The 16,333-nt window shown below is 71.6% G+C and carries 14 protein-coding genes; 3 read left to right on the top strand and 11 right to left on the bottom strand.

Going from position 1 to position 16,333, the window contains the following annotated elements:
• Positions 1–10 precede the first annotated feature (10 nt).
• The 3 genes from AB0C38_RS34185 to AB0C38_RS34175 form a co-directional block, all read right to left on the bottom strand.
• Entirely contained in the window at positions 11–214 is a 204-nt protein-coding gene (locus AB0C38_RS34185) for a cold-shock protein (protein WP_004558414.1), read from the bottom strand.
• A 102-nt stretch (positions 215–316) separates the two neighbouring features.
• On the bottom strand, positions 317–1,612 hold the full coding sequence (locus AB0C38_RS34180) for a cyclopropane-fatty-acyl-phospholipid synthase family protein (protein ID WP_360681514.1): 1,296 nt from the start codon (positions 1,610–1,612) through the stop codon (positions 317–319).
• The gene (locus AB0C38_RS34175) at positions 1,594–2,985 is read right to left on the bottom strand and encodes an FAD-binding oxidoreductase (RefSeq protein WP_360681512.1); all 1,392 of its coding nucleotides are present in this window, start codon (positions 2,983–2,985) and stop codon (positions 1,594–1,596) included. Before AB0C38_RS34175 ends, AB0C38_RS34180 begins: the two co-directional genes overlap by 19 nt.
• Positions 2,986–3,253: 268 nt before the next feature.
• On the opposite strand from AB0C38_RS34175, the gene AB0C38_RS34170 reads away from it, so the two are divergent.
• Together AB0C38_RS34170 and AB0C38_RS34165 are read left to right on the top strand one after the other, a co-directional pair.
• The gene (locus AB0C38_RS34170; protein WP_360681511.1) at positions 3,254–3,667 is read left to right on the top strand and encodes a DUF6292 family protein; all 414 of its coding nucleotides are present in this window, start codon (positions 3,254–3,256) and stop codon (positions 3,665–3,667) included.
• A gap of 19 nt (positions 3,668–3,686) precedes the next feature.
• Positions 3,687–5,528: a prolyl oligopeptidase family serine peptidase gene (locus tag AB0C38_RS34165; protein WP_360681509.1), complete on the top strand. Its 1,842-nt coding sequence runs from the start codon at positions 3,687–3,689 to the stop codon at positions 5,526–5,528.
• Here the strand turns inward: AB0C38_RS34165 and hpaD are convergent.
• The 6 genes from hpaD to AB0C38_RS34135 all read right to left on the bottom strand — a co-directional run bounded on the left by hpaD (position 5,511) and on the right by AB0C38_RS34135 (position 12,587).
• Positions 5,511–6,554: a 3,4-dihydroxyphenylacetate 2,3-dioxygenase gene (gene hpaD / locus AB0C38_RS34160; RefSeq protein ID WP_360681508.1), complete on the bottom strand. Its 1,044-nt coding sequence runs from the start codon at positions 6,552–6,554 to the stop codon at positions 5,511–5,513. The genes AB0C38_RS34165 and hpaD overlap by 18 nt on opposite strands.
• Positions 6,551–8,059, bottom strand: coding sequence for a 5-carboxymethyl-2-hydroxymuconate semialdehyde dehydrogenase (gene hpaE, locus AB0C38_RS34155; RefSeq protein ID WP_360681506.1), 1,509 nt, complete (start codon positions 8,057–8,059; stop codon positions 6,551–6,553). Before hpaE ends, hpaD begins: the two co-directional genes overlap by 4 nt.
• A complete protein-coding gene (gene dapA, locus AB0C38_RS34150; RefSeq protein WP_360681505.1) occupies positions 8,056–9,003 on the bottom strand; it encodes a 4-hydroxy-tetrahydrodipicolinate synthase in 948 nt (315 codons plus the stop codon). The genes hpaE and dapA overlap by 4 nt, the downstream gene beginning before the upstream one ends.
• Positions 9,004–9,018: 15 nt before the next feature.
• A complete protein-coding gene (locus AB0C38_RS34145; RefSeq protein WP_360681503.1) occupies positions 9,019–9,687 on the bottom strand; it encodes a GntR family transcriptional regulator in 669 nt (222 codons plus the stop codon).
• On the bottom strand, positions 9,669–11,087 hold the full coding sequence (locus AB0C38_RS34140; protein WP_360681502.1) for a fumarylacetoacetate hydrolase family protein: 1,419 nt from the start codon (positions 11,085–11,087) through the stop codon (positions 9,669–9,671). The genes AB0C38_RS34145 and AB0C38_RS34140 overlap by 19 nt, the downstream gene beginning before the upstream one ends.
• A 63-nt stretch (positions 11,088–11,150) precedes the next feature.
• A complete protein-coding gene (locus AB0C38_RS34135; RefSeq protein ID WP_360681500.1) occupies positions 11,151–12,587 on the bottom strand; it encodes an aldehyde dehydrogenase family protein in 1,437 nt (478 codons plus the stop codon).
• A 139-nt stretch (positions 12,588–12,726) separates the two neighbouring features.
• Between AB0C38_RS34135 and AB0C38_RS34130 the strand changes: the two genes are divergently transcribed.
• A complete protein-coding gene (locus tag AB0C38_RS34130) occupies positions 12,727–14,178 on the top strand; it encodes a GMC family oxidoreductase (protein WP_360681499.1) in 1,452 nt (483 codons plus the stop codon).
• 88 nt (positions 14,179–14,266) lie between these two features.
• On the opposite strand, the gene AB0C38_RS34125 is transcribed toward AB0C38_RS34130, so the two are convergent.
• Positions 14,267–15,214: an aldo/keto reductase gene (locus AB0C38_RS34125; RefSeq protein ID WP_360681497.1), complete on the bottom strand. Its 948-nt coding sequence runs from the start codon at positions 15,212–15,214 to the stop codon at positions 14,267–14,269.
• Between the two features lie 8 nt (positions 15,215–15,222).
• Complete coding sequence (locus AB0C38_RS34120; protein WP_360681597.1) at positions 15,223–16,326, bottom strand: zinc-binding dehydrogenase; 1,104 nt, start codon at positions 16,324–16,326, stop codon at positions 15,223–15,225.
• Positions 16,327–16,333 lie beyond the last annotated feature (7 nt).

The following is a 16,333-nucleotide window of genomic DNA, read 5'->3' as shown; positions in this document are numbered from 1 at the left end:
GCCTCGTGGCTCAGATGACGCTTACGCGCTGGGCCTGGGGGCCCTTCTGGCCCTGGCCGATTTCGAACTCCACGCGCTGACCCTCGTCGAGCGACTTGAAGCCGCTGCCCTGGATCTCGGAGTAGTGGACGAACACGTCCGGACCCCCGCCGTCCTGCGCGATGAAGCCGAAGCCCTTTTCACCGTTGAACCACTTGACACTGCCCTGAGCCATACCCATACCTACTCTTTTTTAGTGAGCCTGGCCGTCCCGTTCGGACGCCCGGTCTCGGGACCATCCTCCCATTGCGGGTCCGGACTTGGCCAGCCCCGGTGGTCAAACTCCCCAATCGGGGCGCAGCGGCATGCTCATCCCGCCTTCGCTGTCGGTCCGCACCCCCAGAATCTGGTGCAGTTCGATCTCGCGGCGCTGGAAGGCCAGCCGGCAGGCGGCGAGGTAGAGGGCCCAGACCCGGCTGCGGCCGGCACCCGCCTCGGCGACCGCTTCGTCCCAGTGTTCGTCGAGGTTCGCGCACCACCCGGCCAGCGTCAGCGCGTAGTGCTCGCGGAGGTTCTCCGAGTGCCGGACCTCCAGGCCGGCGTCGTGCATGGCCGTGACCAGCTCGCCGGGGGCCTCGAGCTCGCCGTCCGGGAAGACGTAGCGGTCGATGAACCCGCGCGAGCGGTGGGCGACGCTGCTGTCCGGGTTGGTGATGCAGTGGTTGAGCAGGCGCCCGTGCGGCTTGAGCTTGGCCGCGAGGAACCGGAAGTACCCGGGCACGTTGCGGGCGCCGATGTGCTCGGTCAGGCCGATCGACGAGATCGCGTCGAACCCGGTCTCGGTGACGTCCCGGTAGTCGAGATGGCGGATCTCGGCGCGGTCGGCCAGCCCGAGGGAGACGATGTTCTTCTGCGCCCACTGGGCCTGCTCGCGCGAGAGCGTGACGCCGAGGGCCTCGACGCCGTAGTGCCGGACGGCGTGCGCGACCATCCCGCCCCAGCCGCAGCCGACGTCGAGCAGCTTCATCCCGGGTTCGAGGCCGAGCTTGCGGCAGACCAGGTCGAACTTGTGCTCCTGCGCCTCCTCCAGCGAGGCGCCGGCCTCCGGGTACACCGCGCACGTGTAGGCCATCGACGGGCCGAGGACCAGCTCGTAGAACCGGTTGGACACGTCGTAGTGGCTGGCGATGGCCTCGCTGTCGCGGCCCTTCGAGTGCCGCAGCGCGGTCATCCCACGCCGGATCCGGCTCGGGTGCTCCTCGGCGGGCGGCTTGACGACCCGCAGGTGGCGGGCGCCGAGCTTGCGCAGCAGCCACAGCCGGTCGGCCGGGGTGAGCTGGTCGACCTGGGCCGAGAGCGCGTCCAGCGCCGTGTACAGGTCGCCGGTGACGTCGAGCGCACCCGCGACGTACGCGCGGGCGAGGCCGAGGTCGCCGGGGGAGGACATCAGGTAGTCGAGGGCCAGCGGCGAGCGGACCTGGATCGCGACCGGCGCGTCGGCCGGACCGCTGCTGCTGCCGTCGTAGGCGGTGATCGATACGGTCGCGCGGGGGCCGAGCAGACGCTCGAAGACCTCGCCGACCGGGGTGCTTGCCTGGGTCACGTTCGTTCCTTTCACCGGCGGCGGACACATTTCTCGTAGAGGCCGAGCAGCCGCCCGGCCGGGTCGTAGGTCCGCTTGAGCTCCCGGTAGGCGTCGCCGTTGTAGAGCCGCCAAAACTCGTCTTCGGCGTAGAAGCTGTCCGAATAGAGCGACTTGTGCCCACCCAGCCGGGTGACCTCAGCCTCGATCATCCGGTTGTGCACGCCGTCGCGCTCACCGGGGTCCAGCGGCACGGACGACCAGAACCCGAAGTTGACGTAGAGCGCTTCGGGATCCAGCTCGTAGAGCGGCCAGCGCACGCCACCGGGGCGCTGCCGCAGCGGGCAGACCCACACCGGGCTGATCGGGATCTCCCGCTCGAAGAACTCGAGGAACTCCGCGGCGCGCCCGACCGGCACCTCGATGTCCTGCACGATCGTCTCCTCCGGCGGCATCCGCCGGAGCTTGAGCAGCCGCTGCGCGATCTTGAACCGGCGGTCGAGCGCCACGGCCTTCCAGTAGACGGAGGACCGCAGGAACCGGCGGCCGAGCAGCAGCCGCGGCAGCCGGTGCTGGACGCCGAACGCGCGGGAGCACCAGAACCAGTCGGTGTCCCAGCGCCAGAGGTAGTCGCGGACGGTGAGGTGGTCGGTCTCGCGGGCCTGGATCGAGCGGTAGTAGATGTCCAGCCAGGTGTAGTCGCTGGTCGCGGGCGCCGTGTCGGCGAACGTGGCCAGGGTCAGGTACAGCTCGTCCGGGCCGAAGACCGTGCCGTCGACGAAGTCGTGTTCGCCGCTGTCGCAGGCCTCGGTGAGGGCGCGGAAGTAGGTGTCCCGGTCGTGGTAGCGGACGTGGCGAAGCTCGACGAAGGGCTTCACCGGTTCGAGGACGATCTTCAGGCGCAGGGCGTAGCCGAGGGTGCCGTAGGAGTTGGGGAAGCCGCGGAAGAGGTCGGCGTGCTCGTTGTCCGGCGTGGCGACGACGATCCCGCCGTCCCCGGTGAGGATCTCCAGTTCGAGCACCGACTCGTGCGGCATGCCGTTGCGGAAGGACGAAGACTCGATGCCGAGCCCGGTGACCGCGCCGCCGAGCGTGATGGTCTTGAGCTGCGGGACGACCAGCGGCATCAGGCCGTGCGGCAGCGTGGCGTCGACGAGCTGTTCGTAGGTGACCATCCCTTCGACGTCGGCGGTGCGGGTCGCGGGGTCGACGCGCAGTACGTGGGTGAAGCCCGAAACGTCCAGTCCGGGGTGTTTCGCGGCGGCCCGGGAGCGGAAAAGGTTGGACGTCCGCTTCGCGAGCCGCACGGTGGCTTCGCCGCTGATCGCGGTGAGCTGCCGCCGCAAGGCGTCGACGCGGGCTTCGTGCTCGGGGAATGCCGGGCCCGGACGGGCTTCCGGCACCCCGGCCTGATCGATGGTCACGTCTCGATCCTGCCTCACGGCGAAGGCGGGCGCACTGTGCTGTTTGCGTGGGGTTTTCCACGTCGTCCCGAGCGGTGGGACGGGGCTCGAGGGAAGGGGCGGCAGCCGGCGCGGCGATGGCTCTTGTCATCGAAAAGATGACAAGTAGAATGTCGCCGGATGGACGACGCGTGAACGTCGGATCTTCGCGGTTGGCCCCGGGGGCAGCGGGGTATCCGGCGCTCGGACCGCGGGGATCCCGCGGCGGCATGGGGAAAGCGAGGCAGCGTTGAGCATTCTGATCGATTTCGGGCGTGACACGGAGTTCTCGTTCGAGCGGGGCTTGCGCGAGTACGTGGCCGGGGTGGCGCGTGCGGTGGGGGTCGGGCTGGAGTCCTGCACGCTGGACGCGGGAACGCCCGCGGCGGCGTACATCGCGCTCGACTGGCGCCTGACCCGGTTCCCCGAGCACGATCTCGCGCTGGTCTGGGACGAGGCGCACGGCTGGGCGGCGGCGATCGAAGACGTCAGCGGAGCGACGGCCCTGGCCCACCTCGGCGGCGAGGTGCTTCCCGCGCCCCGCGCGGTGGTCCGGTTCCTCGCGGCGGTCCGCGCCGGCGACCCGGACGCCGGCGCGCTCGAAGCGCCGGCGCTGCGCGAGCCGGGTGATCACGAGGAGCTGCTGGCGACGCTGTCCCGTTAGTTTCGGGCAGACTGGCCCGATGGACTTGGGGGAACTGACGGCGGAGCACGTGGTCGACCGGGTGGTGCCGCGCGACCCGCGGATCTCCCCGGACGGCCGATGGGTCGTGTACGTGACGGCGCCGGTGGGCCGGGTGGACCGGTTTCCGGTGAGCGGGTTGTGGCTCGCGCCGGCCGACGGGAGTGCGGTGGCCCGGGAACTTTCGGTCGGCGTGGCCGAGAACCATGCGCCGCGGTGGGCTGCGGACTCCGGCTCGGTGTTCTTCCTGTCGGATCGTGCCGAGCGGGGAACCGCGCAGCTGTACCGGATCGGCCTGGCCGGCGGTGCTCCCGAGCGGCTGACGGAGCAGGCCGCGGGAATCAGCAGCTATGTCCCACTGCCGGGGTCGGAAGCGGTCGTGGTGGTCGCGCCGGACCCGGCGGACCGCGCGGGTGATCCGCTGGTCCGGAGCGTCCGGCCGGGCTCGTCGCGGGTCTGCGACACCCGAGCCCGCCCCGACCGGCTCTGGCTGCTCGACCTCGGCACCGCCACCCTCCGTCCGCTCGGCGACCTCGGCGACCGGCACGTCGACGTGGTGGCCGCCCGCCCGGACGGGAAAGCCCTCGCCGTCTTCACCTGGTCCTGCGCCGATCACGCGACCGGGGTCTTCGAACCCGGCCTGCACCTCGTCGACCCCGCCACCGGCGAGACCCGCGACCTGGCCGCGCCGGCCCTCGAAGCGTCGTCTCCGGCCTGGTGGCACGACGGCACCGAATGGCACCTCGCCTACCTCGGCCTGACCCCGCCCGGACTGATCGGCGGCACCGCGGTCTTCGACGACGGCGAAAACCTCACCACCGGCCTGAGCGTCTGCCCGCTCGAGCTCACCCAGGTCGACGACGGCCCGCCGCTCGCGCTGTTCGCCGAAGGCCTGGACACGACCGTCCGCCGCCTCGACCCCGCCACCCGCACCTTCACGGAGATCGCCCAGGTCCAGAGCAAAGAACTGACCGCGAGCCGCGGTGGCCGGGCCGTCGCGGTGGTCGTGAGCGCCGGAACCGAACCCGAAGCGGTCTACGCCGGCCCGCCGCAAGACCTCGTCCGCCTCAGCGAAACCGCGCCGGACGGAAGCTGGGGCACCCAGCGGCGCCTCCACTACCGGGCCGCGGACGGCCTGGACCTCGACGGGCTCCTGATCCTCCCGCCGGGAAAGACCGCGAGCGACGGCCCTTTCCCCTTGATCACCTTGGTCCACGGCGGGCCCCGCGACCGGTACGCCGACCGCTTCCACCTCGGCTGGTACCCCTCCGGCCAATGGTTCGCCGCCGCCGGTTTCGCGGTGTTCCTCCCGAACGGGCGGGGCGGCCTGGGCCACGGCCACGCTTTCGCCGCCAGCGTCGCCGGGGATGTCGGCGGTGCGGAGTTCACCGACGTCCTCACCGGGATCGACCTCCTCGTGAAAGACGGCATCGCCGACGAAAAGCGGCTCGGGATCGGCGGCTGGAGCCACGGTGGCTTCTTCGCCGCCTGGGCCGTGACGCAGACCGACCGCTTCGCCGCGGCGCTCGTCGGCGCGGGTGTCATCGACTGGCCGCTGCTGGCCGCCACCGGCGAGCACTCGCGGTTCGAAGCCGCGCTGGGCGGCGTGAAGAACAGCCCGATCACCCACGCCGGCCGGATCCGGACACCCGTGCTGATCATGCACGGGGAGGACGACACCAACGTCCCGCTCTCGCAGGCCGAGCTCCTCCACTGCGCGCTCGGAGAGAAGCACCACGAGTTCGTCGTCTATCCCCGCGAGAACCATTCGATCCGCGAGCGCGGCCACCAGATCGACGTCCTCGACCGCTCGCGCGCGTGGTTCCTAGACCTGCTCGCCTAACTTGAACTCCGCCTCCCCGGCGACGTAGGAGAACCCGTCGGCGCCGATGGTGACGTCGGCTTCGCGCGGCTCGGCCCGTTCGACCACCGGCCGGACCGAACCGTCCAGGTCGAGCACCACCGACGCGTCGGTGTACCAGCTCGGCACCACCGGGTTGCCCCACCAGTCGCGGCGCTGGTTGTCGTGCACGTCCCAGGTGATCACCGGGTTGTCCGGGTCGCCGGTGTAGTAGTCGTGCGTGTAGATCTCGATGCGGTGCCCGTCGGGATCCCGGACGTACAGGTAGAACGCGTTCGACACCCCGTGCCGGCCCGGCCCGCGCTCGATCATGCCGGGCTTGCGCAGCGCGCCCAGGTGATCGCAGATGTGCAGGATCTGGTGCCGTTCGTGCGACGCGAACGCGATGTGGTGCAGCCGCGGGCCGTCGCCGCCGGTCAGGGCGACGTCGTGCACCGTCGGCTTGCGGAACATCCAAGCCGCGTACACCGTGCCTTCGTCGTCCTGGATGTCCTCGGACACGCGGAAACCCAGGCCCTCGTAGTACTTCCGGGCCGCCGGGACGTCCGGGGTGTCCAGGTTGAAGTGGTCCAGCCGCGACAGTGCCCCGGCGCCGTGGACGTCGTAGCGCTGCGTGAACCGCTCGACGTGCTCGGCCTCGTGGAAGAACTCCACCGGGAACCCGAGCGGGTCGATGACCCGCACCGCCTCGCCGATCCCGCGCGTCGCGCCCGCCGCCCGCCGCTCGACCCGGCAGCCGAGCGCGCGGTAGTACGCCTCCGCGAGGTCGAGGTCGGCGGAGCTTCGCACGCGATAGGCCAGCACGCCGAGGGCCGGCGTGGTTCCCTTGCGCAGCACCAGGGAGTGGTGCAGGTACTCCTCGAACGCGCGCAGGTACAACGCTTCGGAATCCTCGTGCGTGACGACGAGCCCGAGCACGTCGACGTAGAACGCCCGTGACGCCGCCAGGTCGGTGACGACGAGCTCGGCGTACGCGCAGCGGAGGACGTCCGGCGGGGTTTCGGTCATGACTGTCCCTTCCGGACGCTGCCGAACCGGGTGGTGTGCACCGGCCCGAGCGAGACGTGGATCGCCTGCTGGTGGGTGTAGAAGTCGAGCGATCGGTAGCCGCCTTCGTGGCCGAGGCCGGACGCCTTGACCCCACCGAACGGCGTGCGCAGGTCGCGCACGTTGTGCGAGTTGAGCCAGACCATCCCGGCCTCGACCGACTGCGCGAAGGTGTGTGCCCGCGCCAGGTTCGACGTCCACAGGTAGGCGGCGAGGCCGTACTTGACGTCGTTGGCCAGCTGCAATGCCTCGGCCTCGGTGTCGAACGGGGTCAGCGCGACCACCGGCCCGAAGATCTCCTCCTGGAAGATCCGCGCGGACGAGGGGACGTCCGCGAAGACCGTCGGCGCCAGGTAGTTACCACTGTCCAAACCGGACGGACGACCGCCGCCGGCGAGCAGCCGGCCCTCGGACTTGCCCAGCTCGACGTAGCTCATCACCTTGTCGTAGTGCTCGGGGTGCACCAACGCGCCGACTTCGGTGGCCGGGTCGTGCGGGTCGCCGACGACGATGTTCGCCGCGCGCGAGGCGTACCGCGCGCAGAACTCGTCGTAGATCGGCCGCTCGACCAGGATCCGGCTCCCGGCGGTGCAGCGCTCGCCGTTGAGGGAGAACACGCCGAAGAGTGTCGAGTCGAGCGCGGCGTCGAGGTCGGCGTCGGCGAACACGATCGCCGGGGACTTGCCGCCCAGCTCCATCGACATGCCCTTGAGCCCGGCCGCGCAGTTGCGGTAGATCGTCTGCCCGGTCGTGGTTTCGCCGGTGAACGAGATCAGCGGGACGTCCGGGTGCTTGACCAGTGCGTCACCCGCTTCCTCGCCGAAGCCGTTGACCAGGTTGAACACGCCTTCGGGCAGTCCGGCATCGGCGAAGATCCCGGCCCACAGGCTCGCCGACAGCGGCGTGAACTCGGCGGGCTTGAGCACGACCGTGCAGCCCGAGGCCAGCGCGGGCGCGAGCTTCCAGCTCTCCAGCATGAACGGCGTGTTCCACGGCGTGATCAGCCCGGCGACGCCGACCGGCTTGCGGTGCACGTAGTTCACCTGCCGGCCGGGCACCTGGTAGGTGTCGTCGGCCTGCGCGACGACGAGGTCGGCGAAGAACCGGAAGTTCTCGGCGGCGCGCTGGGCCTGCCCGAGCGCCTGGGTGATCGGCAGCCCGGAGTCGAACGTCTCCAGCTCCGCGAGCCGGGCGTCCTGCGCCTCGACGGCGTCGGCGATCTTGTTCAGCACCCGCGCGCGGGCCCGCGGCAGCATCCGCGGCCACGGCCCGTCGGTGAACGCCCGGCGTGCGGCGGCGACCCCGCGGTCGACGTCCTCCGCCTGGCCCGCGGCGGCGGTCACATACGGGGTGTTCGACACCGGGTCGAGCACGTCGAACGTCTTGCCCGACACGCTGTCGACGAGCTCTCCGTCGATGTAGTGCTTCAGCTCGCCCGGAAGTCCGTCCGGGACGTAGTGGGTCATGCTTTCCCCTTCACAGTGAAGCCTTCGGCCGGCGAGAGGTACTTCTCGCCTTCCGCCAGGAAGCCCTTGATCCGGGCGAGACCGGCTTCGGTGGGCGTGATGAGCGGCAGCCGCACGTGCCCGGACGCGATCAGCCCGCGCTGTTCGAGCACCCACTTCCCGGGCGCCGGGTTGGTCTCGACGAACAGCAGATCCACCAGGGGGTGCAGGCCGTAGTGGATCTCGCGGGCGCGTTCGTGGTCGCCGGACTCCCACGCCGTGTACATCTCTGCGCAGGCGGCCGGGGCGATGTTGGCCGTCGCGCTGACGAACCCGGCGCCGCCGAGGGCCAGCAGCGGCAGGCAGAGCAGCTCGATCCCGGACCACACCAGCAGCTCCCGGCCGCAGAGGTGCAGCACGCGGGAGAAGTGCTCGAAGTCCTTCGTCGTCTCCTTGATCCCGACGAAGTTGTCGCACGAGCGGAACAGCCGGGCGACCGTCTCCGGCGCGAGGTCGACCGCGGTCCGGCTCGGCACGTTGTACGCGACGATCGGCAGGTCGGGGAACTCCCGGCACACCGTGCGGTACCAGACGAACAGCGCGTCCTGCGTGGGCCGCGCGTAGTACGGCGTGATCACCAGGGCCGCGTCGATCCCGGCGTCGCGGGCGGCGGCGGTCAGCTCCAGGGTCTCGTCGAGCTTCGCCGAGCCGGTGCCCGGGAGGAACGGCACCCGGTCGCCGACCTCCGCGGCCACCGTGCGGATCGCCTCCGCGCGCTCGGCGACGGTCTGCGAGCCCGGTTCGCCGGTGGACCCGCCGATGGAGATGCCGTGCGTGCCCGAAGCGAGCTGCCAGCGCACGAGGTTCTTCAGGCCGTCGTGGTCGACCTCGCCGTCGGCGGTGAACGGCGTCATCAGGGGCGCGATCGACCCGCGGATGGTCTGAGGGTCGGAGCGGAATCGCATGGCTTCTCTCCTGCGTCAGGGGTGGCGGTGGGCGAGGAACGCATCCAGCGTGGCCAGCCGGTGGGCGCGGACGGCCTGTTCGACCTCGGCGGCGGGAGCGCCGGCGTCGAGCAGGCCGAGGATGGCTTCGTGCTCGGCCACGGACTGGCGGGCGCGGCCGGGCACGAAGCTGAACGTCGAGGTTCGCAGCCCGCTCAGCCGGTTCCAGCCGCGCCGGACCAGGTCGAGGACCTGGGGGTTGGGGCAGGCGCCGAAGAGCACGGCGTGGAAGTCCCGGTTGAGTGCGGTGAACCGCACGGGTTCGAAGTGACCGAGGCAGTCGGCCAGCCGGGCGTTCAGCTCACGGGCCTCGTCGAGGGCGCCCGGCGGTAGCAGCGGTGCGGCCAGGGCGGCCGCGTAGCCCTCGACCAGCGCGAGGGTCTGCATCGTGTGCTGGTAGTCGCTTTCGTCGACCATCGCGACCTGCGCGCCGACGTTGCGTTCGAACGTCACCAGGCCCTCGGCCTCCAGCAGCCGGATCGCTTCGCGGATCGGCACCACGCTGACGCCGAGCTCCTGCGCGAGCTGGCCGAGGACCAGGCGGTAGCCGGGGGAGAAGGTGCCGTCGCCGATGCGGGCCTTGATCCACTCGTAAGCGAGCCGCGACTTGCTCGGCGCGGCGCCGTTCACCGTTTCGCGAGCCATGCGGTGTACCTCCCGCGCCAGTGCTCGTCCATCGGGTAGAGCCCCTCGACGCGCTCGCCGGCGGCGACCTGTTCGGCGATGAACGTCTCCTGCCGCTCCTGCTCGATCGCCGCGTCGACGACCTCTTCGACCAGGTGCGGCGGGATGACGAGCACGCCGTCGCCGTCCCCGGCGATGACGTCGCCGGGGCAGACGACCGCGCCCCCGCAGGCGATCGCGACGTCGACGTCCCACGGCACGTGCCGGCGGCCGAGCACCGCCGGGTGCGGCCCGGCGTGGAAGGTGGGAATGTCCAAAGCGGACACCGCGGCGAGGTCGCGGACGCCGCCGTCGGTGACGATCCCCGACGCGCCGTTGACCTGGGCGCGCAGCGCCAGGATGTCCCCGATGGTGCCGGTGCCGCGTTCCCCGCGGGCCTCCATGACGAGGACGTCGCCGGGTCCGAGGCTGTCGATCGCGCGCTTCTGGGCGTTGTAGCCGCCGCCGTGTGCACGGAACAGGTCTTCGCGATAAGGCAGGTAGCGCAGGGTCCGTGCGCGGCCGGTCAGCCGGGCGCCCGGCCGGGTCGAGGTGAGGCCCTCGATGAAGACGTCGTGGTACCCGCGCTTGCGGAGCTGGACGGAAAGCGTTGCGGTACCGACGGATTCGATCCGCTCCCGCAGTTCCGCGCTCAGCGTGAACTCCGGTTCGGCCGTCCCGTAGGCGTCCGCGCGTTGCTTCTCGTCGGCCCGGGGGAGCGCGCCGAACGGTCCGAAGGGGACGGTTCCCTCGGCGATCGGGGTGACCAGGCGGCCGCTGGTGTGCCCGTCCGCGCTGACTTCGACCTCGACGACGTCACCGGGTCCGGCGACCGACGCGCCCGCGGGCGTCCCGGTGAGCACGACGTCGCCGGGTTCGAGGGTGATCAGCTGCGACAGGTCGGCGACCAGCCGGCCGAAATCGAACAGCAGGCCGGCGGTGGTGTCGTCCTGGACGAGGTCGCCGTTGAGCCAGGTCCGCAGCCGCAGCGCGGCCGGGTCGACGTCCGCGGCGGGCAGGACCACCGGGCCGAGCGGGGTGAAGCCGTCGCCGCCCTTCGAGCGGAGGTTGCTGCCCTTGTCGGCGTAGCGCAGGTCGTACACGCCGAAGTCGTTGGCCGCCGTGACGCCGGAGACGTGCGCCCAGCCGTCCTCGGGGCGGACGCGGCGGGCGAGCCGCCCGATGACCAGCGCGATCTCGCCTTCGAAGCCGAGCAGCTCGGTGCCTGACGGGCGCTCGAGGACGTCTCCGCTCGCCGCGACCGATGTCGGCGGCTTGAGGAAGTACGACGGCTGCTCGGGGACGCGGCCGCGCTGTGCGGCGCGGGAGCGGTAGTTGAGGTGCAGCGCGATGATCTTGCCGGGCCGCGCGATGCTGGTCATCGGTGGTTCCTGCCTGCCGGTTCGGGCGAAGATATCCTAAATGATATACGATCTGCGGCCTGATCAACAGCCGTAGTGCAGCCACACGGACTTGGTCTCGGTGTACGCGTCCAGGGCCCACGGACCCATCTCGCGGCCCCAGCCGGACGCCTTGTAGCCGCCCCACGGCGCGGCCATGTCCGGGATCGGCGGCATGTTGACGAACACCGCGCCGGCCCGGATGCCGTCGGCGTAGCGCTGCGCGGTGCGGAGGTCGCGCGTCCACACGGTCGCGGCGAGGCCGTACTCGGTGTCGTTGGCGCGGGCGAGCAGCTCGTCGCCGTCGTCGTAGGCGGTCACGGCCAGGACCGGGCCGAAGATCTCCTCGCGCATGATCGCCATGTCGTCGCGGACGCCGGCGAACAGCGTCGGGGCGTAGAAGTAGCCGTCGCGCTCGACCGGGTTTCCGCCGGTGACCAGCTCGGCGCCCTGCTCGCGGCCGGTGCCGACCAGGAAGTCGACGTGCTCGCGGTGCTTCTCGGAGACCAGCGGGCCGAGCTGGGTGCTCTCGTCGGTGCCCGGGCCGATCCGCAGGCCGTCGAGGCCGCGGGCCAGCTTCTCGACGAACTCCTGCTCGCGCTTGCGGTCGACGTAGAACCGCGTGTACGCGGCGCAGACCTGGCCGGTGTTGAGCGTCGCGCCGGCGAGGTTGCCGGCCACGGCGGCGTCGATGTCGGCGTCGGCCGCGATGATGCTGGGGGCCTTCCCGCCGAGTTCGAGCGTGAGCCGCTTGAGGTTCGACGCCGCGCTCGCCGCGGTGATCAGCTTCCCGACCGCCGTCGAGCCGGTGTAGGAGACGTGGTCGACGTCCGGGTGCTCGGTCAGCAGGGCGCCGACCGCGCCGTCGCCGGTGACGAGGTTGACCACACCCGCCGGGATGCCCGCTTCGTGGACCAGCTCGACCAGGCGGATGCTGGTCAGCGGCGTGACCTCGCTGGGCTTGATCACCACGGTGTTGCCGGTGGCCAGCGCCGGGGCGAGCTTCCACGCGAGGATCATCAGCGGGAAGTTCCACGGCGTGATCAGCGCGTTGACCCCGACCGGCTCGCGACGCGTGTAGTGCAGGGTGTCCGGGAAGGAGACCGGGTTCGTCGTGCCCTGCAGCTTCGTCACCCAGCCCGCGAAGTAGCGGAAGTGCTCGGCCGTGCCGGTGACGCTCACCTGGCGGGAGATGCCGATCGGCTGCCCCTGGTCGAGCGTCTCCAGCCGGGCCAGCTCTTCGAGGTGCTCTTCGACAAGGTCGGCCAAGCGGAACAGCAACGCGGCCCGCTGAACGGGCAGGAGCCCGGCCCATCCGGGCGCGGTCAGCGCGCGCCGGGCGGCCGCGACAGCGGCGTCGACGTCGGCCTTCGACGCCGTGCCGACCTCTTCGAGCACCCGGCCGGTGGCGGGGTCGCGCGTCGGGAGGGTGCCGCCGTCGGCCTCGGTCCACTGTCCGTCGATGCACAGGCGTGTCGCCATCCCGGGGTTCCTCCTCGGCCTTGGGTGAGCCGAGTATCGGGCGCCGGGGCGCCGCGGGTCTTGTCCGCTCACGCATGCCCGTTGACCCACGGCGAAGGGATGGGGCCCGGTCGCCGGGACGCCCGTCAGGCTGGCACACATGGACGCGATCGTGGTGGGCGCCGGCTCGGCCGGCTCGGTGGTGGCGCGGCGGCTGGTGGACGCGGGCGCGGCGGTGACGCTCCTGGAAGCGGGTGGCCCGGACGTGAACCCCGCCATCCACGACCCGGCCCGGGCGGGGGAGCTGTGGCACGGGCCGGAGGACTGGGACCACTACACGGTCCCGCAGCCGCACGCGGCCGATCGCCGGCTGCACCTGCCGCGGGGCAAGGTGCTCGGCGGGTCGCACGCGCTGAACGCGATGATCTGGGTCCGCGGCGCGCCCGCCGACTACGACGGCTGGGGACTGCCCGGCTGGGCGTGGTCCGACGTCGCGCCGGTGTTCGAGCGGATCGAGAAGGACCTCCTCGAGGTCGTCCCGAACGCGCCGCTGCACCCCATTCAGCAGTCCATCATGGACGCTTGTCTTTCCGTGGGCTTGCCGGTGAACCCGGACTACAACAGCGGTTCGCTGGACGGCGTTTCCGTCCAGCGGATCACCGTGCGCGACGGTCGGCGGTTCACCACCTGGCACGCCTACGCGTCTCCCGTGGCTTCGCGGATGACTGTCCACACGGGAGCCGTGGTGCACCGGCTGCGGTTCTCGGGTTCTCGCGTCACCGGCGTGGTGGCTTCCATCGAGGGCTCGCTGCGGGAGCTGATGGCGGACCTGGTGGTGCTCGCGGCGGGTGCGCTGGCATCGCCGGCGATCCTGCTCCGCAGCGGCGTCGGCCCGGCGGACGAGCTCGCCGCGCTCGGCATCGACGTCGTCGCGGACCTGCCCGGGGTGGGGCGCAACCTCCACGACCACCTCCTTTCGCCGGTGATCTTCGCGACGGATCGTGACGTTTCGCCGTCGCCGGGCCGATCGGTGACGCAGGTCCACTGGTTCTGGCGCAGCCGCCCGGGGCTGGCGGTGCCGGACACGCAGCCGATCTGTTTCAGCGTGCCGATGTACGAGCCGTGGATGTCCGGCCCGCCGACGGGGTTCTCGCTGATGGCGGGCATGGTGACGCCCGCGAGCCGGGGAAGCGTGCGGCTGGCACCGGACGGCTCGGTGCTGATCGACCTGGGCGCGTTGTCCGCGCCGGCGGACTTCGAGTGCTTGGTGGCCTCGGTGGAGCAGTGCCGCGCGGTCGGCCGGGCGCCCGCGCCGGCCGGGGAGTGGGGCGCGCGCCAGCTGTACCCCGCTCCGGAGGACGACGTCCGGGAGTACGTGCGCCGGACAGCCATCACCTACCACCACCAGGTCGGCACGTGCCGGATGGGCACGGACGCCTCGTCGGTGGTGGACCCGGAGCTGGCGGTGCACGGTTTCGACGGGCTGGTCGTCGCGGACGCCTCGGTCCTGCCGCGCGTGACTACGGGGAACACCAACGCCCCGGCGGTGCTGGTGGGCGAGCAGGCGGCGAAGTTCATCCTCGGCGAGGTCGTGAGTGAGAAACGGGGTTAGAACACGGTTTCTCACTCACGACCTCCTTCGCCGAGCAGCCGGCGCAGCCGCGAGGACCGCGCGGGCAGCGTCTCGGCGAACAGCTCGGTCACGGGCCCTCGGGATCGACGGCGTCACGGTCCGCCCAGAACGGCTCCACGAGCGAGCGCAGGGCCGAAGCCCCGACGCGGTTCACCAGCGCGACCGCCTCCAGGTTGTCGGAAAGCTGCTCGGCACTGGTCGCGCCGAACAACGTCGTCGTGTTCGCGGGGTGGGTGAGCGTGAAAGCCAGGCACAGCTGAGCGGGTGTTGCCCCGAGGCTCGAAGCGACCTTCGCGAGGTCGGCGGCCGAGTCCGCGATCCGCTGCCGGACGTCGCCCGGGTCCCGGCCGACCTGACGGCCGCCCTTGCCGAGCAGCACCCCGCCCTCGAACACGTCCGATGCCTGCAGCGAAACACCGCGCGCGAACACCGATTCGAACGGGGTGCCGTCCGGAATGGACCGGCGCGCGACGCTGTACTTGAGCTGCGCGATCGCGGGTCCGGGCGCTCCTTCGGCGACGGCGATGTCGTGCACCGCGCGGATCGCGCCGGCCGACCAGTTGTTCACACCCCACTGCCGGATCAGCCCCGAGGCCCGCAGCGAAGCCAGGTCGGCGACCAGCGCCCGGAAATCGGTGTCGTCGCGGCGCAGGTCGCCGAGGATCACCAGGTCGGCGTGCGCGACCCCGGCCCGGAACAGCGCGTTCTCCAGCTGATCCCGCAGGCTTTGCGCCGGATACCCCTCCAGCCAGAGTTTCGCCGACAGCAGGTAGTCCTCCCGCCGCAGGCCCGCGGCCCGGACCATGGCGGAGAACAGCACGTCGGTGAACACCGGCGGGCTGCCGGGGAGGCCGTACACACCGACGTCGAACAGCGTGATGCCGGCGTCGACGGCGGTCCGCAGCAGCGTCACCGCGTCGCGGAAGTCCATCCGGTCGTAGGTGTGCCACGAGCCGAGGGACAGCACGCCGGTCAGTAGGCCGTCGCGGCCGATGCGGCGCTGGGGGATCGTCACGGAGGCTCCTAGGACAGTCGGGGGTCGATGACGGCTTTGAGCTCGCCGAGCCGGGCCATCGACTCGACGGCGGCGGACGCGCCGGCCAGCCCGACCGGCGCGCTGAACAGCTCCGCCCAGGGCATCCGGCCGGCGAACGAGCGGAAGAACTCCACCGACCGGTGGTAGTCGGCGATGTCGCCGTTGAGCGACCCGGCGATGGTCAGCTCCTTGCTCATCACCGTGCCCAGCGCCACGGGGGAGAGGGCCGGCCCGGTCGAGCCGACGATCGCGACGGTCCCGCGCTGCGCCGCGAACGCGACGGCTTCCTCGCCGATCGTCGGGCCGCCCGCGAAGTCGAAGACGTGGTCCGCGCCGCGGCCGCCGGTCAGCTCCCGCACGCGCTCGACGCGGTCGTCCGGAGTGGACTCGACGGAGACGGTCGCCGTGGCACCGAACCGCTCGGCCACTTCGAGCCGGGAGGAAGGGCCGCCGACGGTGATCACCACACCGGCGCCGCAGAGCCGCGCGACCGCGGTGGCGAAGACGCCGAGCGCGCCGGCGCCCTGGACGACGACCGTCGCGTTCGGACGGATGCCGCCCGACCGCGCGACCGCGCGCAGCACGGTCTTGCCCGCGCAGCCGGACATCGCCGCCCAGGTGTCCTCGACGTCGTCCGGGAGCAGCAGTTTCGCCGCGCCGGGCGTGACGTAGCAGTACCGCGCCAGGCCGCCGGTGGCGTACGGGAACCGGTCGGCGCGCTGGAGGAACCCGTAACCCCGGGTCTCGCACGCGACCGGCTCGCGCAGGATCGCGCAGCCGTGACACCGGCCGCACGTCGCCTCCGACCAGCCGATGCGGTCGCCGGGCCGGATCTCGCGGCCGAACGCGTCGGTGGTGCCGGGCCCGGCGGCGACGACCTCGCCGACCATCTCGTGCCCCAGCACCATCGGCAGCATGCCGGGCAGGCTCATTTCGCCCGACCAGAGGTGGACGTCGGTGCCGCACAGCGTGGTGCAGGTGAGCCGGACGAGAGCGGCGCCGGGCTCCGGTTCCGCCGGGAGGAGCAGCTCGCGCAGTTCGAGGGGCGCGCGGTGGCCGGTGAGCACGGCGGCCTCCGTGTGGGTGGGCAGGGCCATG

This window comes from Amycolatopsis sp. NPDC048633 (assembly GCF_040650695.1).
Lineage (GTDB): Bacteria > Actinomycetota > Actinomycetes > Mycobacteriales > Pseudonocardiaceae > Amycolatopsis.
The sequence above is the reverse complement of the archived record's forward strand: the minus strand, read 5'-3'. Positions and strand labels throughout refer to the sequence as shown.